Origin of the sequence: Enterobacter sp. CM29 (genome assembly GCF_013179605.1) — a bacterium.
Taxonomy (GTDB): Bacteria; Pseudomonadota; Gammaproteobacteria; order Enterobacterales; family Enterobacteriaceae; genus Enterobacter; species Enterobacter intestinihominis.
This window is the reverse complement of the sequence record NZ_JABMCU010000095.1, coordinates 1-17,360: the sequence shown is the minus strand read 5'-3', so window position 1 is coordinate 17,360 and position 17,360 is coordinate 1. Positions and strand designations below refer to the sequence as shown.

Below are 17,360 nucleotides of genomic sequence, written 5' to 3'. Positions count from 1 at the left end.
CTGGCGGGAGGTAAAGATGGTGTTGATTTGTGCTGCGGTAATCGCGCTGGAGAGCCCTTTCACGCCCGCCGTGTAGTTCATCATCGCCGGAATGCGGCCCCGGGAGACGGCACCAAAGATCACCGCCGCGCTGATACCCGCGTTTGGCAGCATCAGGCCGATCTTTTCGCCCTGTTTGCTGTACTTTTCCAGGATACGCCCGACAAACAGCGTTTTGGTCAACAACTTACGGTAGGTATCCGGCGTAAAGTTGATGTCTTCGATGCAGTTTTTCTTCGCACCGTAGCGATACTGCGCCGACAGCAACGATTCATACAGCGTTTCGCGCGGGCGTACGGCTATGCGCGCTTCCATCATAATCTGGTGCAGCATTTCCCCGGCGATTTTACGGCGGTCACGCGCGCGCGGCGCCTCGGGCATCGGCAGTGACGTCGGCGGTAATATATGCAGCGTAATTTTCGGGAACAGACGCTGCTTCACCAGCCCTTTCAGACGGCTGAAAAAGGTCAGCTCAGCCCCGTCGATGCGTAGCGGCACGACGGTGGCCTGAGACTTCGCCGCGACAAAACCGGCGCCGTCGTAAATTTTCATCAGGGAGCCCGTCACTGAAATCCGCCCTTCCGGGAAGATAACCACCGGACGCCCCTGCCCAATCAGACGCACCAGATGTTTAATCATCATCGGTTTGGTAGGGTCGAGCGGGACAAAATCAATCAGCGGCCTGAGCCAGCGCATGTACCATTTTTCACTGATGGAGCTGTACACCGCAAAGACGGGCCGCACGGGCAAAAACAGCGCCAGCAATACGCCATCAAGAAAAGAGACGTGATTCGGTGTGATAAGAACACGCTCGCCATAGAGTGCCTGCGTATCGCCAGTCACGCGAATGCGAAACAGGACACGAAACAGTGTGCGGAAGAACCCAAAAAGCATTTCAACTCCCTTTGCCAGCCAGTGTGAAAGGTATAAATGGTGGCAGATTACACGAGAAGTAGTGAGGGAGCGATAGCAAAAACAGAGGCGAAAAAAAACCTGCGCATCCGCGCAGGTTGGTGCAAGTGAAGAGTACGAAAACGTACCAGGAATTCTCACCAATCAATACCTCTGGGATCTTGATTGTGGCCTCCGGCGACAGGCTTCGCCAGCAGGAAAACGCAAGGGAATGAGCCGAAGTGCAACCAGGTGTGAATAATCTCTTTTGCTGTTACAGGTTGAACTTACAGGCAAAAAAAAACCTGCGTAAAACGCAGGTTGGTGTAAATCGTGTTAATCAACCGAAGTTGATTCCACCTATCAATACCTCTGGGATCTCGACTCTAGCAATTCACAACGCATCGTTGCCAACGGACAATCGCAACAGCCTGAGGCAAAGTGTAACTAAAGGTTCAGATTGACATTATTCAGACATGACTGGCCGTGTAACGATTACACCGCGAGGGATGTTCTGCTTCACGTTTGCAGAGGACGCTCACCCGCTCCCCTTGAATGCGCGCCGCTTTTCCGCAACACTAGTTAGTGTGTAAACGCTTACCCCTATAAGAAGGTATTGAATGGCGACAATTAAGGATGTGGCTCGTCTGGCCGGTGTTTCCGTCGCGACCGTCTCCCGCGTGATCAACAACTCCCCTAAAGCGAGTGATGCATCACGCCAGGCCGTGCAGGACGCCATGGAAAACCTGAATTATCACCCTAACGCCAACGCACGCGCCCTTGCCCAACAGTCGACAGAAACCATCGGGCTTGTGGTCGGGGATGTATCCGATCCGTTTTTCGGTGCGATGGTCAAAGCCGTAGAACAAGTTTCTTATCACACCGGTAATTTCCTGCTGATTGGTAATGGCTACCACAATGAACAGAAAGAACGCCAGGCCATTGAGCAGTTGATCCGTCATCGCTGTGCGGCGCTGGTGGTCCATGCCAAAATGATCCCCGACGCCGAGCTGATCCATCTGATGAAACAGATGCCGGGGATGGTGATTATCAACCGTATTATTCCCGGATTTGAAACCCGCTGCGTGGCGCTCGACGACCGTTACGGCGCATGGCTCGCAACCCGTCACCTGATCCAGCAGGGCCATACCCGAATTGGTTATCTGTGCTCCAACCACCCAATTTCCGATGCGGAAGATCGCCTTCAGGGCTATTACGACGCGCTGCGCGAAGCCGGTCTGCCGTGCAACGATCGTCTTGTGGCGTACGGAGAACCGGATGAGAGTGGCGGCGAGCAGGCGATGACGGAGCTGCTGGGCCGCGGGCGGAATTTCACCGCCGTGGCCAGCTATAACGACTCCATGGCCGCCGGCGCGATGGGTGTGCTGAATGATAACGGGATTGACGTCCCGGCAGAAATTTCGCTGATTGGCTTTGATGATGTGCTGGTGTCGCGCTACGTGCGCCCTCGCCTGACCACCGTGCGCTACCCGATTGTGACCATGGCAACGCAGGCGGCAGAACTGGCGTTAGCGCTGGCCGAGCATCGCCCGCCACCGGAAATTACCCACCTGTTCAGCCCAACCTTAGTGCGCCGTCACTCGGTGGTATCGCCCGCGGAAGCCGTGAGCGAACAGCGATAGAGATGGACGGTTTTATCCGGGTATTCCAGGGCATCACCGATGTAGTGCCAGCCGTAACGTTCGTAGAAGTCGCGGCAGGCAGACCAGAGATGAAGCTCGTGATACCCGGCGCGTCGCGCGTAGCCGATAACATGCTGCTGAAGTTTTCCCGCCAGCCCGTTTCCCCGCGCGGCTTCATCGACATACAGCGCAGCCAGCCAGGGATGAAGATCCTGCCGGGAAATTAAATCGCAACGCCACAACCCAACGGTGCCCAACAGCCGGTCTTCCTCAACAGCAATAAAGGTGAGCGGTAACTCGCCCGGCGTCAGGCTGTGCTCGACAATGCTCTGGAAAAAGGCACGCGGCATACCTTCACCAAACGCGTTCCAGATCCAGTCGATCACATGCTGTGTAAACTGCGGCGCAGCGTGAAGCGGCAGTATATTCACACCAGCTTCCCCTGGAAAAGAGGGACCGATTCGAAGAGATAGCCGTCAAAATCGGGCGCGTCTTCGTCTGACAGCTCGAGCAGGCTCTTTTTGACGTTTTCAAGATGCTGGAACATCGCCTGCCACGCCCCCATCACGTCGCGGCGGCGGAGCGCAGCGAGAATGGTTTGCCTGTCTCCGAGCCACTTCAGGCGCCAGGCGCGGCTGGCGATATGGCCATTGAACTGCTGCCACAGCGGACTGCTGTCCATGTGATGCCAGACGCTCTCAACCGTCGCCAGCAGCATCTGGTTTTGTGTGGCCCCAGCCAGCACCAGGTGGAACATTTTGTTGTTGTCCTGGCTGCGATCGTCGACGGCAATCGCCCGTTGCTCTTGCTCGATAATGCGGCGCAGGTTGTCGATGTCCGCCCGTGTCGCCATTTTTGCGGCAAAGGCAGCGATGTTGCTTTCAAGCAGTTGACGCGCCTGGAGAATTTCAAACGGCCCAACGTCACTGTTCAGAAAACGCTCTTCCTCGTTTTCATGCTCTTCCGGAATGCGCATCACGTACACGCCTGACCCCTGGCGAATATCCACCGTTCCCTGAAGCTCAAGCATCAGCAGCGCCTCGCGCACGATAGTGCGGCTGACGCCATACGTCTCGGCGATGTTGCGCTCCGGCGGCAGACGCGATCCCACGGGATAATGCCCCTGGATAATCTGCGCCCGTAAATCCTCGCCAATCTCCTGGTACTGTTTTTTTTCCGGCAGGATGACAGCCTTATCCACGTTTTCACCTGTGTTTTTCAGTTAATGCGCGGGCCGGACGTCCTCCCGGCCAGTTTGTGCGCTATTTTACCAGAAGGCTTACTTCCATTCATCGTCTACCCTGAGCGTCAGCACACGCTCATCGCGCAGCTGGCGGAACCAGGACGCTGATTTCTTTGCCCGCCGTGCGCGTTGATTTTCAAGGTCGATCTCAATCAGCCCGTAGCGGTTTTTAAACGCGTTCATCGGGGAGACATTGTCGGTGAAGGCCCACAACATATAACCGTGACAGTTCGCCCCCGCCTCCCGCGCCAGCAGCGTGTAGTAGAGATGTTCGCTGATAAACGCGATACGGTACGTGTCGTCAATGACGCCGTCACGATTGCGATACTGCGCTTCGTTCTCCACGCCCATCCCGCTTTCCGCCACAAACCAGTCAATGTTGCGATAGTCGTTTTTAATCCGCATCGCCATGTCGTAAATAATGCGCGGAAAGATCTCCCAGCCGCGGGAGGTGTTCATTCGCCGTCCGGGCAGCTCAAACGGCTCGTAGTAGTACGCCGGATGGAACGGCGTCTCCGGGTGCCAGGCGCGGGACGGGGCTTTGACGCGATGCGGGTAATAGAGGTTAATGCCCAGCTCATCGACGGTGTTGTCGGCAATCAGCGCCAGCTCGTCAGCCGTGTAGTCCCACTGCACCTGATGCTGCGCCAGCAGGGTAAAGAGCGCCTGCGGATAGCGCCCGTGCACCAGCGGGTCGAGAAAGACGCGGTTGTAGAACAGATCGTACATCTCTGCCGCTCGCACGTCATGCGGCGCGCGGGAGCGCGGATAGGTCACTTCCGGGTTAAGAATACAGCCCACCGTGCCGTCATACCCTTTCTCGCGAAACAGCTTCACCACTTTCGCCGTCGCCAGCACCTTATGGTGGTTCCACTGCATCCAGGTGCTGGTGCTCTGCTCATAGGGCCAGCGCAGCGCGTCAAGGTAGACGCGCGTCTGGACCACAATCGGTTCGTTGAAGGTAAACCAGCGGGTGACTTTGCCGTGAAAGCGCTCAAATACCTTTTCTGCATAGCGAACGAACAGCTCGACGACGTGCTTTGACGCCCAGCCGCCGTAGGTCTCCAGCAGCACGCCCGGCAATTCGTAGTGTTCCAGGCAGATCATCGGCTCAATGCCCTGACGGTGCATTTCATCGAACAGCGCGTCGTAATACGCGGCGTACTCTTCATCTACCGTCGCATTTTCATAGTCGGTTAAAAAGCGCGACCAGTTGATCGAGGTGCGATAGTGCGTCAGTCCCGCCTGCTTCATCAGCGCTACATCTTCGCGGAAGCGATTGATAAAGTCGGTTGCCACCGCCGGACCATAGCCGTTATGCCAGACGTGACGATCGTTCATGTACCAGAGATCGATCCACGAATCCTGCCCCGGCTTTTTGCCGCTCCAGCCCTCGGTCTGCCAGGCCGATGCCGCCGCGCCCAGAATAAAATCTTGCGGTATGGCTATCTGTTTTGTGCTCATCGTATCCTCATGCGTTATCGGTGGCTTGTTGCAGTGCGGCCTGCTCTGCGCGGCGTGAAGCAATTTTCACAAACGGCAGATAGATAATCACCGCGGTCACGATGCAGATAAACTGGGTGATGACCGCCCCCATGGAGCCCGCCGTTGACAGCCAGGCGTTGATCAGCGGCGGCGTGGTCCAGGGCACCATCACCACGGCTTTCCCGGCAAATCCGGTCACGGTGGCAAAGTAGCCAATCGAGCCCGTCACCAGCGGCGTGATGATGAAGGGGATAGCCAGGATCGGGTTGAGCATGATTGGCATACCGAAGATCACCGGCTCATTGATATTAAAAATACCCGGCCCGATGGAGAGCTTGGCTATCTCCTTCATCTCTTTACGTTTGGTGGCAATCATGACGGCTATCAGCAGGCCGATGGTCAGGCCGGAGCCGCCGATGCTCATATAGACGTCCCAGAACGGCATGGTGATGATGTTTGGCACCTCTTTGCCCTGCTCGAACGCGCTCATGTTAACGGTGATTGCCCCCAGCAGCAGCGGCTCGCGGATCGGCTTGATCATCTGGTTGCCGTGAATACCAATCACCCAGAACAGCTGGGCGACAAACATCAGCAGCAGGATCCCCGGCAGGCTTTGCACCACGCGCTCCAGCGGCTGTTGTACCACCTGATAAACCGCGTCGTAGAGATACATGCCGGTAACCTGATGAAACACGAAGCCAAAGGTGGCGATGGCGGTGGTGGTGATAATGGCCGGGATCAGCGCAGAGAACGACGCGGCAACGTTCGGCGGCACCGTGTCCGGCATCCTGATTTTCAGCCCCTTGCGGTTTTCCAGCCAGCAGTAGATCTCCACCGACAGGATGGCGATAAACATACCGAGGAACAGGCTGCGGGTATCTGAGAACTGGCGCAGCAGCACATCTTTCACCACGTGCATCTCACCGTCCACCAGCATTTCCACCGTGGTCGGCGTCACGCAGATAAAGCAGATCACCGCCAGCAGTCCGGGGAACAGGGACTTAATGCCGTTAATACGCCCCAGCTCAATGCCGATTAAAAACACCGCGCCGATGTTGAGAAAGTTCAGCGTGGCATAGTTGAGCGCGCTGGTGATCGGCTTTAAGGCCGCGAGAAACGACAGCGACTGAAAGCTCGCCAGACCGTTTTTCGGATCCAGCACCATATTGGAGATCAATACCGAGAACGCCCCCACTATGATGACTGGCATTAAGGTAATAAACGCAGACTTGATCGCCTGGATATAGCGATAGCTGTTGAAGGTAGTGGCAAAACTGCCCAGAGCGTCGATCAGTTTTTCCTGAAATGCCATAGGGTAATACCTCAGTAAAAGGGCTTTTATTGAATAAGGTGTACAGCCGGATACTATTGGTATGCCAAAAATAGCGTCCACAGGCGATTTGTTCTGTGATTAAGCTCCCAACGCCGTTAGAGGTATTCCAGATTATGATTTATCACCATTTTGGTATACCAATGACAGGCATTTATTCCGCGGGCGAGGATCGTTACTGAAAAGCGTGATCGTTATGGGGTTTTGTCCTTCCCACGTCGCTTATGCGCCGGATGGTCTGTGTTAAACTGCAAACCATTACGTGGAAACAGGAATTTCGAATGGCAACAATGCTGGATGTCTCACTGCGTGCGGGCGTGTCGAAGGCCACCGTTTCGCGCGTGCTGAACGGCACAGGTCAGGTTAAAGAGAGCACGCGCCAGCAGGTATTTCGCGCGATGGAGGAGCTGGGCTATCGTCCGAACTTTCTCGCGCGCTCGCTGGCTAACCAGACCAGCAACAGCATCGGTCTGGTCGTCTCGACGTTCGACGGTTTTTACTTTGGTCGTTTGCTACAGCAGGCGTCACGGCAGACCGAAACGCACGGTAAACAGCTGATTGTTACCGACGGTCACGATGCCCCTGAACAGGAAGAACTGGCGGTGCAGATGCTCGCCGACCGCAAGTGCGACGCCATCGTGCTGTACACGCGCTACATGAGCGAAAAGACGATCCTGAAGCTGATCAACAGCGTGCAGACGCCGCTGGTAATCATTAACCGTGAAGTGAGCCAGGCGGCGGATCGCTGCGTCTTCTTTGAACAGCAGGACGCAGCCTTCAAAGCGGTGGATTACCTGATAAGCCAGGGCCATCGGGAGATCGCCTGTATCACCGTCCCGATCCACACCCCAACGGGTAAAGCGCGGCTGATGGGCTACCGTAAGGCGCTGGAGAAGCACGGTATTCGTCTTGACGAGCGGCGGATTAAATACGGCGATGCAGGCATGACGCGGGGTTACGAGCTGTGCAAGGAGCTGATTGCGGAAAAGACATCGTTCAGCGCCCTGTTTGCCTGTAACGATGACATGGCCCTGGGCGCCTCCAAAGCATTACACCAGGCCGGGCTGAAGATCCCGCAGGATATTTCGCTGTTTGGTTTTGACGATGCCCCCAGCGCAAAGTGGCTGGAGCCTGCCCTGTCGTCGGTGTATTTGCCGATCGACAACATGATCGTCACGGCGATCGACCAGGCGATCCGGCTGGCAAAAAACCAGCCGGTTGAAGCGATCCCACCGTTCACCGGCACGCTGGTATTACGCGATTCCGTGACAACAGGCCCCTGGTTTAATCAGACCAGCTCTAACGCCAGCAGCTCCTGAATGGTCTGGCGACGGCGAATCAGCCGCGCCACGCCGTTATCAAACAGCACTTCCGGCAGCAGCGGACGGCTATTGTAGTTCGAAGACATAGACGCCCCGTATGCACCGGTATCATGCAGCACCAGATAATCTCCCGGTTTTACCTCTGGCAGCGAACGGGTTTCGACTTTCCCGCCTTCCTGCTGAGTAAAGACGTCACCGGATTCACACAGCGGGCCGGCAACAACGGTCTCGATGCGCGGAGCGTTAACCAGATCGCGGCCATCGGCGGCAAGCGCGGTGATGTGATGATAGCTGCCGTACATGGACGGGCGCATCAGGTCGTTGAAGCCAGCATCAATCAGCACAAAGTGACGGCTTCCCATCTCCTTCACGCTCCGCACCTGCGCCACCAGCACGCCAGCTTCGGCGACCAGGAAACGACCCGGTTCAATCTCCAGCTTCACCGCATGGCCCAGATGAGTGGCGATGCTGTCACGCGCGGCGCTCCACAGGCCGTAATAGTGATCCGTGTCGATCGCCTCTTCCCCTTCGCGGTAAGGGATCGAAAGCCCTCCCCCGGCGGAGATCGCCTCCAGATCCTGACCAAAATCGATAACCTGACGCACCATCGCGCCACAGACCTGCTCAAGATGGCCATAATCCACGCCGGATCCGATATGCATGTGAATACCCACCAGCTTAAGGTTGTAACGTTGTAAAACCTCCAGCGCCGCAGGCATATCGGCATACCAAATCCCGTGCTTGCTGTTTTCGCCCCCGGTGTTGGTTTTCTGACTGTGACCGTGACCAAAGCCTGGATTGATGCGCAGCCAGACGCGATGGCCCGGGGAAACCTGCCCAAGCTGTTCCAGCATATCCACCGAACCGGCATTCACCGGGATTTGCAGCTCGTGCACGCGCGCCAGCGTGGCGTCGTCTATCAGGTCAGCGGTGAAGACGATCGCGTCGCTATCGGCCTTTGGATCAAACCCGGCCGCCAGCGCACGTTCGATTTCACCCAGCGATACGGAGTCAACCTTCACGCCCTGCTCGCGCATCATGCGCAGAATATGAATATTGGAGCAGGCCTTCTGCGCAAAACGCACCACGTCAAACTGATGCAGCGCGGCGATTTTCTCGCGAACAATCTGCGCATCGTAGACCCACACCGGACAGCCGAATTCGGCAGGCAGGCGCAGCAGGTTATCGGCGTTTAAATCGGTTTCGGTCTGGTTGAGCGGGCGTGGCATGGTCGTCTCCGGTATTCTGTTTTTTATCATTACGCCACAGCCTGAAGAGAATAAAAAATATCGTTTTATCGTGAGTCTATGCAAAAATGATATGGACCACGCTCAGCCATCAGGTGCCCTATGCCCGCCGTTAACCTACGCCATATCGAGATTTTTCATGCGGTGATGACCACCGGCAATCTCACTGAAGCCGCGCAGATGCTGCACACCTCGCAGCCGACGGTCAGCCGCGAGCTGGCGCGTTTTGAGAAAGTGCTGGGGCTGAAGCTGTTTGAACGCACCCGCGGCAGGCTGCATCCAACGGTGCAGGGTTTACGTCTTTTTGAGGAGGTTCAGCGCTCCTGGTACGGGCTGGACAGGATCGTGAGCGCGGCGGAGAGCCTGAGGGAGTTTCGCCAGGGCGAGCTGTCCATCGTCTGCCTGCCGGTCTTTTCTCAGTCGTTCCTGCCGGTACTGCTACAGCCGTTTCTGGCCCGCTATCCGGAGGTCAGCCTGACCATCGTGCCGCAGGAGTCGCCGCTGCTGGAGGAGTGGCTTTCGGCCCAGCGCCACGATCTGGGTCTGACCGAAACCCTCGTCACGCCAGCGGGAACGGAACGCACGGAGCTGCTCTCGCTGGATGAGGTCTGCGTGCTGCCTGCCAGCCACCCGCTTGCTTTCAAAGCAGTTCTGACCCCGGCAGATTTTCACGGTGAGAACTATATCAGCCTGTCGCAGACCGACAGCTACCGACAGCTTCTGGATGGCCTGTTTGCCGAACATCAGGTGAAGCGGCGGATGGTGATGGAAACGCACAGTGCGGCATCAATTTGCGCGATGGTGCGCGCGGGCGTGGGTATTTCGGTGGTGAACCCGCTCACGGCTATGGACTACGCCAGCAGCGGCGTGGTTCTGCGCCGTTTTAGCGTTTCCGTTCCCTTTACCGTAAGCCTGATCCGCCCGCTGCACCGGCCCGCCTCAGCGCTGGTTGATGCCTTTAGTGAACACCTGATTGCGCACGCGCGTCAGGTGGCGCTTCGCTTACCTGACCTGCAAAAATCTTTATGACAGCATAAACTCCACCGCATCCGCGGCATGGATGGCGGCGGTATCAAAGACCGGTATCGGGCTTTGGTCTGCCGGCACCAGCAGGCCAATTTCGGTACAGCCGAAGATGACTCCTTCCGCCCCCTGCTGCGCCAGTTTCTCCATCACGCTGACGTACCAGGCGCGCGAAGCTTCGCTGAAGGTGCCGAGGCACAGTTCATCAAAAATAATCTGGTTAATGCGCGCCCGGTCTGCCTCCTCCGGGATCAGGCTTTCAATCCCGAACTGGCTACTCAGCCGCCCGCGGTAAAAATCCTGCTCCATGGTGTAGCGCGTCCCCAGCAGCGCCACGCGCGTCATGCCGGCGGCACGTATGGCACGCCCGGTGGCATCCGCGATATGTAAGAACGGCAGCGAACAGCGGTCTTCGATATGCGACGCCACCTTATGCATGGTGTTGGTACACAGCAGAATACCCTGCGCGCCCGCACGCTCCAGGCCAAGTGCGGCGTCTGCCAGCATTTGCCCGGCTTTGTCCCACTCCCCGCTCGACTGGCAGGCTTCTATTTCATGGAAATCCACGCTGTGCAGCAGCAGGCTGGCCGAATGCAGACCGCCCAGACGCTGTTTGACGCCTTCATTAATCAGGCGGTAGTACGGGATCGTTGATTCCCAGCTCATGCCCCCTAACAGACCGATCGTTTTCATCTTTCCTCCTGTACGTTTCACCCAGTGAAGCAAACTTGTGATCGCCTTTCCAGTTATTTGGCTAAACGTTTTCTTTTCGCTGCGGCTGAGATAAGTTAAATGAAACAATGTTTCATTACATAACAGGGCGAAAATATGTTTATTTTCCATAAAGAGACCACGCTTGAGGATTTGGGCAACGGCGTGACGCGTCGTATTCTGGCGCACGACGGCAGGATGATGGCGGTGGAAGTGAATTTCGAGCAAGGTGCGATTGGCCCGCTGCATAACCACCCGCATGAGCAGCTCACCTACGTTCTCTCGGGGGAATTTGAGTTCACCATTGGCGAGGAAAAGCATGTGGTGACGGCGGGCGACACTCTCTATAAAAAGCCGCACGTGATGCACGGCTGCGTTTGCCTCAAACCCGGCACCTTGCTGGATACCTTTACGCCGGTACGCGAGGATTTCCTGAAATAAAAAAAGGCGCTCATCAGAGCGCCTTTTTTCATGTTATTCCGTAACCGGCTCAGGAAGTTGTTCCGGCAGCGGGTTGCGGGAGCGCATTGCTTCGCGCAGCAGCACGCTGCCACAGGCGAACAGCCCACCCAGAATACCCGCCAGCAGCACGATCAGTGCTTTGCCCGGGCCATCTTTTTTCACCGGCATAGAAGGAGAGAGCTGGTATTTGAACGGCTCCAGGCTCACGTCTTCGAAGGAAAGTTTTTGCAGCTGCGCCAGATAGTATTCGCGGTTCTGGAAATCGGCGTTCAGCTCAGAAACATCCTTCAGATTTTTTTCAATCTGCAATTTCTGCGCAATCCCGTCCGCGCCGAGCGCGACGGAGTAATCCGGATCGTCTTTCACCGCTTGTCCGTTACTGTAAACCGGCTTTTTGATCCCTGCCGCGTTCGCCACTTCCAGCGAGTAGTTAAGGCGTTGCAGGTTGGTATTGTGGATATTGGTCAGTCGAACCCGATCCAGCTCCAGCTGCTGCTGAACCGTTTTGGTTCTCAGGATCAGCTGATCGCGGATGTTTTGCATGGTCTCCTGCTCGACGATGCGGGAAATGTACTGAATGTAACCATTCAACACTTTCTGCGCGTCCTCTGCCGTTGGGGCAGTGAAGCTTAACGTCCAGGAGAGATACGGTGCTTTATCAGCATTTTTTTCCTGGGTGTTATCAATAGCCTTCATCTTTTCGGCGATATTGACCACCGCGCGGTGCAGCTCCAGCGGGTCAACCTCGGCGCCATCGAGCTGAGCCATCACGTAAGGAGAGCTCTTCATGTACTCTTCAAGCAGGGACTGAGACTGAAACTTTTTGATAAACAGATTAAATACATCCGCACGGGTAACTTTAACGTCCACATCAAGCACCTGCAGCGTCACCATCATCTGGCGCAGCGAACTCCACTGCGTCTGTTCCGCTGGCGTAATGACCGCTTTACTGGTCCATTTTTGCGGTATCAGGAAGGCGATTGCCAGGCCGACCAGTGCAAATGCAAACACAATGGTAATGATGCGTTTTTTTGCTGCCAGCAGGACGTCCAGCAGACCCAGGAGATCTATTTCTTTAGCGCTGACCGCCGGGGGAGCATAGTGAGGAAAGTTGAGATCCGTATGTTGTTTGAAATCCATTGCTGACATAACTGTTCTTCTTTTAAGGATGCAGTGAAATTCTGCCTGACTGGTTCCGGTTTAAGAAATCATACAAGAATGTAAGAATTATCTGAATGCCGAATTGGTACATCTGTAGACCTGCTATCAGATCTGGTAGTTAGCCACGCTGCGTGACTATTGTTTTTCCCGTTTCCACTTGTGCTTCGTCTCGCCTCCTCGCAGCCCCGACGAACGTCCGTGAAAAGTCAAAAATGCCACCTCCCTCACTATATTGAAACAGCGTTTCGACGCTGATCACATTTCCATCATTAAGCGAATGACGCAGAAATAAATCGCAATAATATAAAATAAAACGATGTTTTAGTATCCAAGAACGGCGGTTCAGCTCTTTTGAAACCCAACGCATTTAGCGCAAAGAGGAAGGCAAAAAAGCGTTAATAAACAATTTTATATTTAGCCGACGCCAGATATTGCACCCTAAAATTCAGCTCTCATGCCGCGCGATGCTGGCCTGGGAAGATGTAACAAAGCAGATTCCGTTTTAAACCATTGATCGCCAGGTAGGTATGTATGAATGAAAACAAGCTGCTGGGGCTCGCATGGATATCACCCTACATCATCGGGTTGATACTCTTTACGGCATTCCCCTTCGTCTCATCATTTTTCCTCAGCTTTACGGATTACGATTTGATGAGTCCGCCGGTGTTTAACGGCATCGAAAACTATCGCTACATGTTTACCGAAGACACGCTCTTCTGGAAATCAATGGGCGTGACCTTTGCATACGTATTTTTAACCATTCCGTTAAAGCTCGCCTTCGCATTAGGGATTGCCTTTGTCCTGAACTTTAAATTACGCGGCATCGGATTTTTCCGTACTGCCTACTATATTCCGTCGATCCTCGGCAGTTCCGTCGCCATTGCCGTATTGTGGCGCGCCTTATTTGCGATCGATGGCCTGCTGAACAGCTTTATCGGCGTATTTGGTTTTGACCCGGTGAACTGGCTGGGTGAACCGTCACTGGCGCTAATGTCCGTTACCCTGCTGCGCGTCTGGCAGTTCGGTTCCGCGATGGTCATCTTCCTGGCCGCGCTGCAAAACGTACCGCAGTCCCAGTATGAAGCGGCGATGATCGATGGCGCATCGAAATGGCAGATGTTCATGAAGGTGACCGTGCCGCTGATTACGCCGGTGATCTTCTTCAACTTCATCATGCAGACCACGCAGGCGTTCCAGGAATTTACCGGGCCGTACGTGATCACCGGCGGCGGGCCGACCTATTCGACCTACCTGTTCTCGCTCTACATCTACGACACCGCGTTTAAGTATTTCGATATGGGTTATGGCGCGGCGCTGGCGTGGATCCTGTTCCTGGTGGTGGCCGTCTTCGCCGGTATCGCCTTTAAGTCGTCGAAATACTGGGTGTTCTACTCCGCCGATAAAGGAGGCAAAAATGGCTGATATTCAACAACTCTCCACGGCAAGAAGCATCGCCGAACGCGAAGTAGCCCGCACGCTGCGCAGAGAGAAAATCAATGCCACCGTTCGCTATGCGATCCTGCTGTTTGTCGGCCTGCTGATGCTTTACCCGCTGGTGTGGATGTTCTCCGCGTCGTTCAAACCGAACCACGAGATCTTCACCACCCTGAGCCTGTGGCCTGCCCATGCCACCTGGGACGGCTTCATCAACGGCTGGAAAACCGGCACCGAGTACAACTTCGGCCACTACATGCTGAACACCTTTAAGTATGTGATCCCGAAAGTGATCCTGACCATTATCTCCTCCACCATCGTGGCGTATGGCTTTGCCCGCTTCGAGATCCCGTGGAAGAAGTTCTGGTTCGCCACGCTCATTACCACCATGCTGCTGCCAAGCACCGTGCTGCTGATCCCGCAGTACCTGATGTTCCGTGAGATGGGCATGCTGAACAGCTATATGCCGCTGTACCTGCCGCTGGCCTTCGCCACCCAGGGGTTCTTCGTCTTCATGCTGATCCAGTTCCTGCGCGGCGTCCCGCGTGACATGGAAGAAGCGGCGCAGATTGACGGCTGTAACTCCCTTCAGGTGCTGTGGTACGTGGTTGTGCCGATCCTTAAACCGGCCATTATCTCCGTCGCCCTGTTCCAGTTCATGTGGTCCATGAACGACTTTATCGGGCCGCTGATTTATGTCTACAGCGTGGATAAATACCCGATTGCACTGGCGCTGAAAATGTCCATCGACGTCACCGAAGGGGCGCCGTGGAACGAAATTCTGGCAATGGCGAGCATCTCCATTCTGCCATCCATCATTGTCTTCTTCCTGGCACAGCGCTACTTCGTACAGGGCGTCACCAGCAGCGGAATTAAAGGTTAAGAGGGAAATACCATGGCTGAAGTTATTTTCAACAAGCTGGAAAAGGTCTACTCCAACGGTTTTAAAGCGGTACACGCTATCGATCTTAAAATCGCCGAAGGGGAATTCATGGTGATCGTCGGCCCATCCGGCTGCGCCAAATCCACTACTCTGCGCATGCTGGCGGGACTGGAAACCATCAGCGGCGGCGAGGTGCGTATCGGCGACAAGATCGTGAACAACCTCGCGCCGAAAGAGCGCGGGATTGCGATGGTGTTCCAGAACTACGCCCTCTATCCACACATGACGGTGCGCGAGAATCTGGCCTTTGGCCTCAAGTTGAGCAAGCTGCCGAAAGATCAGATTGAGTCCCAGGTGAATGAAGCCGCCAAAATTCTTGAGCTTGAAGAGCTGCTCGACCGCCTGCCGCGCCAGCTTTCCGGCGGCCAGGCGCAGCGCGTGGCGGTAGGCCGTGCGATTGTGAAAAAACCGGATGTGTTCCTGTTCGATGAGCCGCTTTCAAACCTCGACGCCAAACTGCGCGCCTCGATGCGTATCCGTATTTCCGACCTGCATAAGCAGCTGAAGAAATCCGGAAAACCGGCCACCACCGTTTACGTGACCCACGACCAGACCGAAGCGATGACCATGGGCGACCGCATCTGCGTGATGAAGCTCGGCCATATCATGCAGGTGGATACGCCGGACAATCTCTACCACAAGCCGAAGAACATGTTCGTGGCGGGCTTTATCGGCGCGCCGGAGATGAATATACGCAAAAGCGTGCTGGTCGAAAAAGCGGGACAGCTGCACATCGCCATTGGTGATGAAAGCATGCCGCTGAACGCGGAGAAGCAGGAGAAAGTCGCCGCTTACGCGGGTCATGAGATCTTCTTCGGCGTGCGTCCGGAATTTGTGTCGCTCTCTGATGAGCCCTTCCCGAACGGCGGCTGTAGCGGGGAGATGGTGCGCGTTGAGAACATGGGCCACGAATTCTTTGTGTACCTGAAGGTCGCGGACTACGAACTGACCGCCAGAATCCCGTCCGATGAAGCTAAACCAATGATTGATAAGGGACTTCATCGTAAGGTGTATTTCACGTTTGATATGAATAAGTGTCATATTTTTGACGCAAAAACTGAACAGAACCTCTCTCTCTGATGGAGTGATAAAAATGAAAAAAGTGCTTTTAAGCGCAGCTATCTCCGCGACCCTGGGCCTTACCGCTTTGCCATCGATGGCGCAGAATGTGGATTTACGGATGTCCTGGTGGGGCGGCAACGGCCGTCACCAGGTCACCCTGAAAGCGCTGGAGGAGTTCCATAAGCAGAACCCGGACATCAACGTGAAAGCGGAATACACCGGCTGGGACGGTCACCTCTCCCGTCTGACCACCCAGATTGCGGGTGGAACCGAGCCAGACGTAATGCAGACGAACTGGAACTGGCTGCCGATCTTCTCCAAAACCGGTGACGGCTTCTACGATCTAAACAAGATGAAAGAGGTGATCGACCTGTCGCAGTTCGATCCCAAAGAGCTGCAAACCACCACCGTGGATGGCAAGCTGAACGGCATTCCGATCTCGGTGACGGCGCGGGTGTTCTACTTCAATGACGAAACCTGGAAAAAAGCGGGTATTGCGTACCCGAAAACCTGGGACGAGCTGATGGCGGCCGGTAAAACCTTCGAGAGCAAGCTCGGTAAGCAATACTACCCGGTGATCCTGGAGCACCAGGATACGCTGGCGCTGCTGAATTCGTACATGATCCAGAAGTACAACATTCCTGCGGTGGATGAGAAAACCAAAAAGTTCAGCTACACAAAGGAACAGTGGGTGGAGTTCTTCCAGACCTACAAAAAGCTGATCGACAGCCACGTCATGCCGGACACCAAATACTATGCCTCGTTTGGTAAGAGCAACATGTATGAGATGAAGCCGTGGATCCAGGGAGAATGGGGCGGCACCTATATGTGGAACTCCACCATCAACAAATATTCCGACAACCTGAAGCCACCGGCGAAACTGGAGCTGGGCAGCTACCCAATGCTGCCGGGCGCCACCGACGCGGGCCTGTTCTTCAAACCGGCGCAAATGCTGTCGATTGGTAAGTCGACCAAAAACCCGGAAGCGGCGGCGAAGCTGATTAATTTCCTGCTCAACAGCAAAGAAGGGGTCGATACGCTGGGCCTTGAGCGTGGCGTACCGCTGAGCAAAGTAGCGGTGCAGTATCTGACTGAAGACGGCACCATTAAAGAGGACGATCCTTCCGTGGCAGGCCTGCGTCTGGCGCAGTCGTTGCCGGCGAAACTCACCGTCTCGCCATACTTTGACGACCCACAGATTGTGGCGCAGTTCGGTACTTCTTTGCAGTATATCGACTACGGGCAGAAAACCGTGGAAGAGACGGCCGCTGACTTCCAGCGTCAGGCGGAGCGTATTTTGAGACGTGCGATGCGGTAAACACTAAGCCGCTTACCCGGCCTACACGGTATCGTAGGCCCGGTAA

At 55.4% G+C, this 17,360-nt stretch carries 16 protein-coding genes; 8 read left to right on the top strand and 8 right to left on the bottom strand.

Annotated elements, in window-relative coordinates; translation table 11 throughout:
• Positions 1–933: 1-acyl-sn-glycerol-3-phosphate acyltransferase (locus tag HP459_RS13230; protein ID WP_171936310.1), on the bottom strand; the 933-nt coding region annotated here is incomplete at its 3' end.
• Positions 934–1,550: 617 nt separating this feature from the next.
• Between HP459_RS13230 and galR the strand changes: the two genes are divergently transcribed.
• Entirely contained in the window at positions 1,551–2,573 is a 1,023-nt protein-coding gene (gene galR / locus HP459_RS13225; RefSeq protein WP_003862806.1) for an HTH-type transcriptional regulator GalR, read from the top strand.
• Here the strand turns inward: galR and HP459_RS13220 are convergent.
• The 4 genes from HP459_RS13220 to HP459_RS13205 all read right to left on the bottom strand — a co-directional run bounded on the left by HP459_RS13220 (position 2,528) and on the right by HP459_RS13205 (position 6,613).
• Positions 2,528–3,004, bottom strand: coding sequence for a GNAT family N-acetyltransferase (locus HP459_RS13220; RefSeq protein WP_171936309.1), 477 nt, complete (start codon positions 3,002–3,004; stop codon positions 2,528–2,530). The two genes, galR and HP459_RS13220, sit on opposite strands and share 46 nt — an antisense overlap.
• A complete protein-coding gene (locus HP459_RS13215; RefSeq protein ID WP_022649243.1) occupies positions 3,001–3,774 on the bottom strand; it encodes a GntR family transcriptional regulator in 774 nt (257 codons plus the stop codon). Before HP459_RS13215 ends, HP459_RS13220 begins: the two co-directional genes overlap by 4 nt.
• Positions 3,775–3,852: 78 nt before the next feature.
• Positions 3,853–5,280, bottom strand: a complete 1,428-nt coding sequence (locus tag HP459_RS13210) for a glycoside hydrolase family 1 protein (protein ID WP_023298517.1) — start codon at positions 5,278–5,280, stop codon at positions 3,853–3,855.
• A gap of 7 nt (positions 5,281–5,287) precedes the next feature.
• The gene (locus tag HP459_RS13205) at positions 5,288–6,613 is read right to left on the bottom strand and encodes a PTS sugar transporter subunit IIC (RefSeq protein WP_006811828.1); all 1,326 of its coding nucleotides are present in this window, start codon (positions 6,611–6,613) and stop codon (positions 5,288–5,290) included.
• A gap of 299 nt (positions 6,614–6,912) precedes the next feature.
• Here HP459_RS13205 and HP459_RS13200 point away from each other — a divergent pair, with 299 nt between their 5' ends.
• Positions 6,913–7,950, top strand: coding sequence for a LacI family DNA-binding transcriptional regulator (locus tag HP459_RS13200; protein ID WP_023298518.1), 1,038 nt, complete (start codon positions 6,913–6,915; stop codon positions 7,948–7,950).
• Here the strand turns inward: HP459_RS13200 and lysA are convergent.
• Entirely contained in the window at positions 7,920–9,182 is a 1,263-nt protein-coding gene (gene lysA / locus HP459_RS13195) for a diaminopimelate decarboxylase (RefSeq protein ID WP_171936308.1), read from the bottom strand. The genes HP459_RS13200 and lysA overlap by 31 nt on opposite strands.
• Positions 9,183–9,302: 120 nt before the next feature.
• On the opposite strand from lysA, the gene HP459_RS13190 reads away from it, so the two are divergent.
• Entirely contained in the window at positions 9,303–10,229 is a 927-nt protein-coding gene (locus HP459_RS13190; RefSeq protein ID WP_171936307.1) for a LysR family transcriptional regulator, read from the top strand.
• Here HP459_RS13190 and HP459_RS13185 read toward each other — a convergent pair.
• Positions 10,224–10,916 carry an aspartate/glutamate racemase gene (locus HP459_RS13185; protein ID WP_069596921.1) on the bottom strand — a complete coding sequence of 231 codons (693 nt, stop codon included), beginning with the start codon at positions 10,914–10,916 and terminating at the stop codon, positions 10,224–10,226. The genes HP459_RS13190 and HP459_RS13185 overlap by 6 nt on opposite strands.
• A gap of 135 nt (positions 10,917–11,051) precedes the next feature.
• Between HP459_RS13185 and HP459_RS13180 the strand changes: the two genes are divergently transcribed.
• On the top strand, positions 11,052–11,375 hold the full coding sequence (locus HP459_RS13180) for a cupin domain-containing protein (RefSeq protein WP_022649249.1): 324 nt from the start codon (positions 11,052–11,054) through the stop codon (positions 11,373–11,375).
• A gap of 33 nt (positions 11,376–11,408) precedes the next feature.
• Here the strand turns inward: HP459_RS13180 and wzz(fepE) are convergent, their stop codons facing one another.
• Entirely contained in the window at positions 11,409–12,545 is a 1,137-nt protein-coding gene (gene wzz(fepE) / locus HP459_RS13175) for an LPS O-antigen length regulator Wzz(fepE) (protein ID WP_023298520.1), read from the bottom strand.
• Between the two features lie 543 nt (positions 12,546–13,088).
• Between wzz(fepE) and HP459_RS13170 the strand changes: the two genes are divergently transcribed.
• Genes HP459_RS13170 through HP459_RS13155 form a run of 4 tightly spaced genes read left to right on the top strand, consistent with a single transcriptional unit; the run spans position 13,089 to position 17,314 of the window.
• Positions 13,089–13,979 (top strand): carbohydrate ABC transporter permease, encoded by an 891-nt coding sequence (locus HP459_RS13170; RefSeq protein WP_003862825.1) that lies wholly within the window; start codon positions 13,089–13,091, stop codon positions 13,977–13,979.
• Positions 13,972–14,874 (top strand): carbohydrate ABC transporter permease, encoded by a 903-nt coding sequence (locus tag HP459_RS13165; RefSeq protein WP_022649251.1) that lies wholly within the window; start codon positions 13,972–13,974, stop codon positions 14,872–14,874. Before HP459_RS13170 ends, HP459_RS13165 begins: the two co-directional genes overlap by 8 nt.
• Positions 14,875–14,886: 12 nt before the next feature.
• Positions 14,887–16,014, top strand: coding sequence for an ABC transporter ATP-binding protein (locus HP459_RS13160; RefSeq protein WP_171936306.1), 1,128 nt, complete (start codon positions 14,887–14,889; stop codon positions 16,012–16,014).
• Positions 16,015–16,027: 13 nt separating this feature from the next.
• Positions 16,028–17,314 carry an ABC transporter substrate-binding protein gene (locus HP459_RS13155; protein WP_032626062.1) on the top strand — a complete coding sequence of 429 codons (1,287 nt, stop codon included), beginning with the start codon at positions 16,028–16,030 and terminating at the stop codon, positions 17,312–17,314.
• Positions 17,315–17,360: the final 46 nt, after the last annotated feature.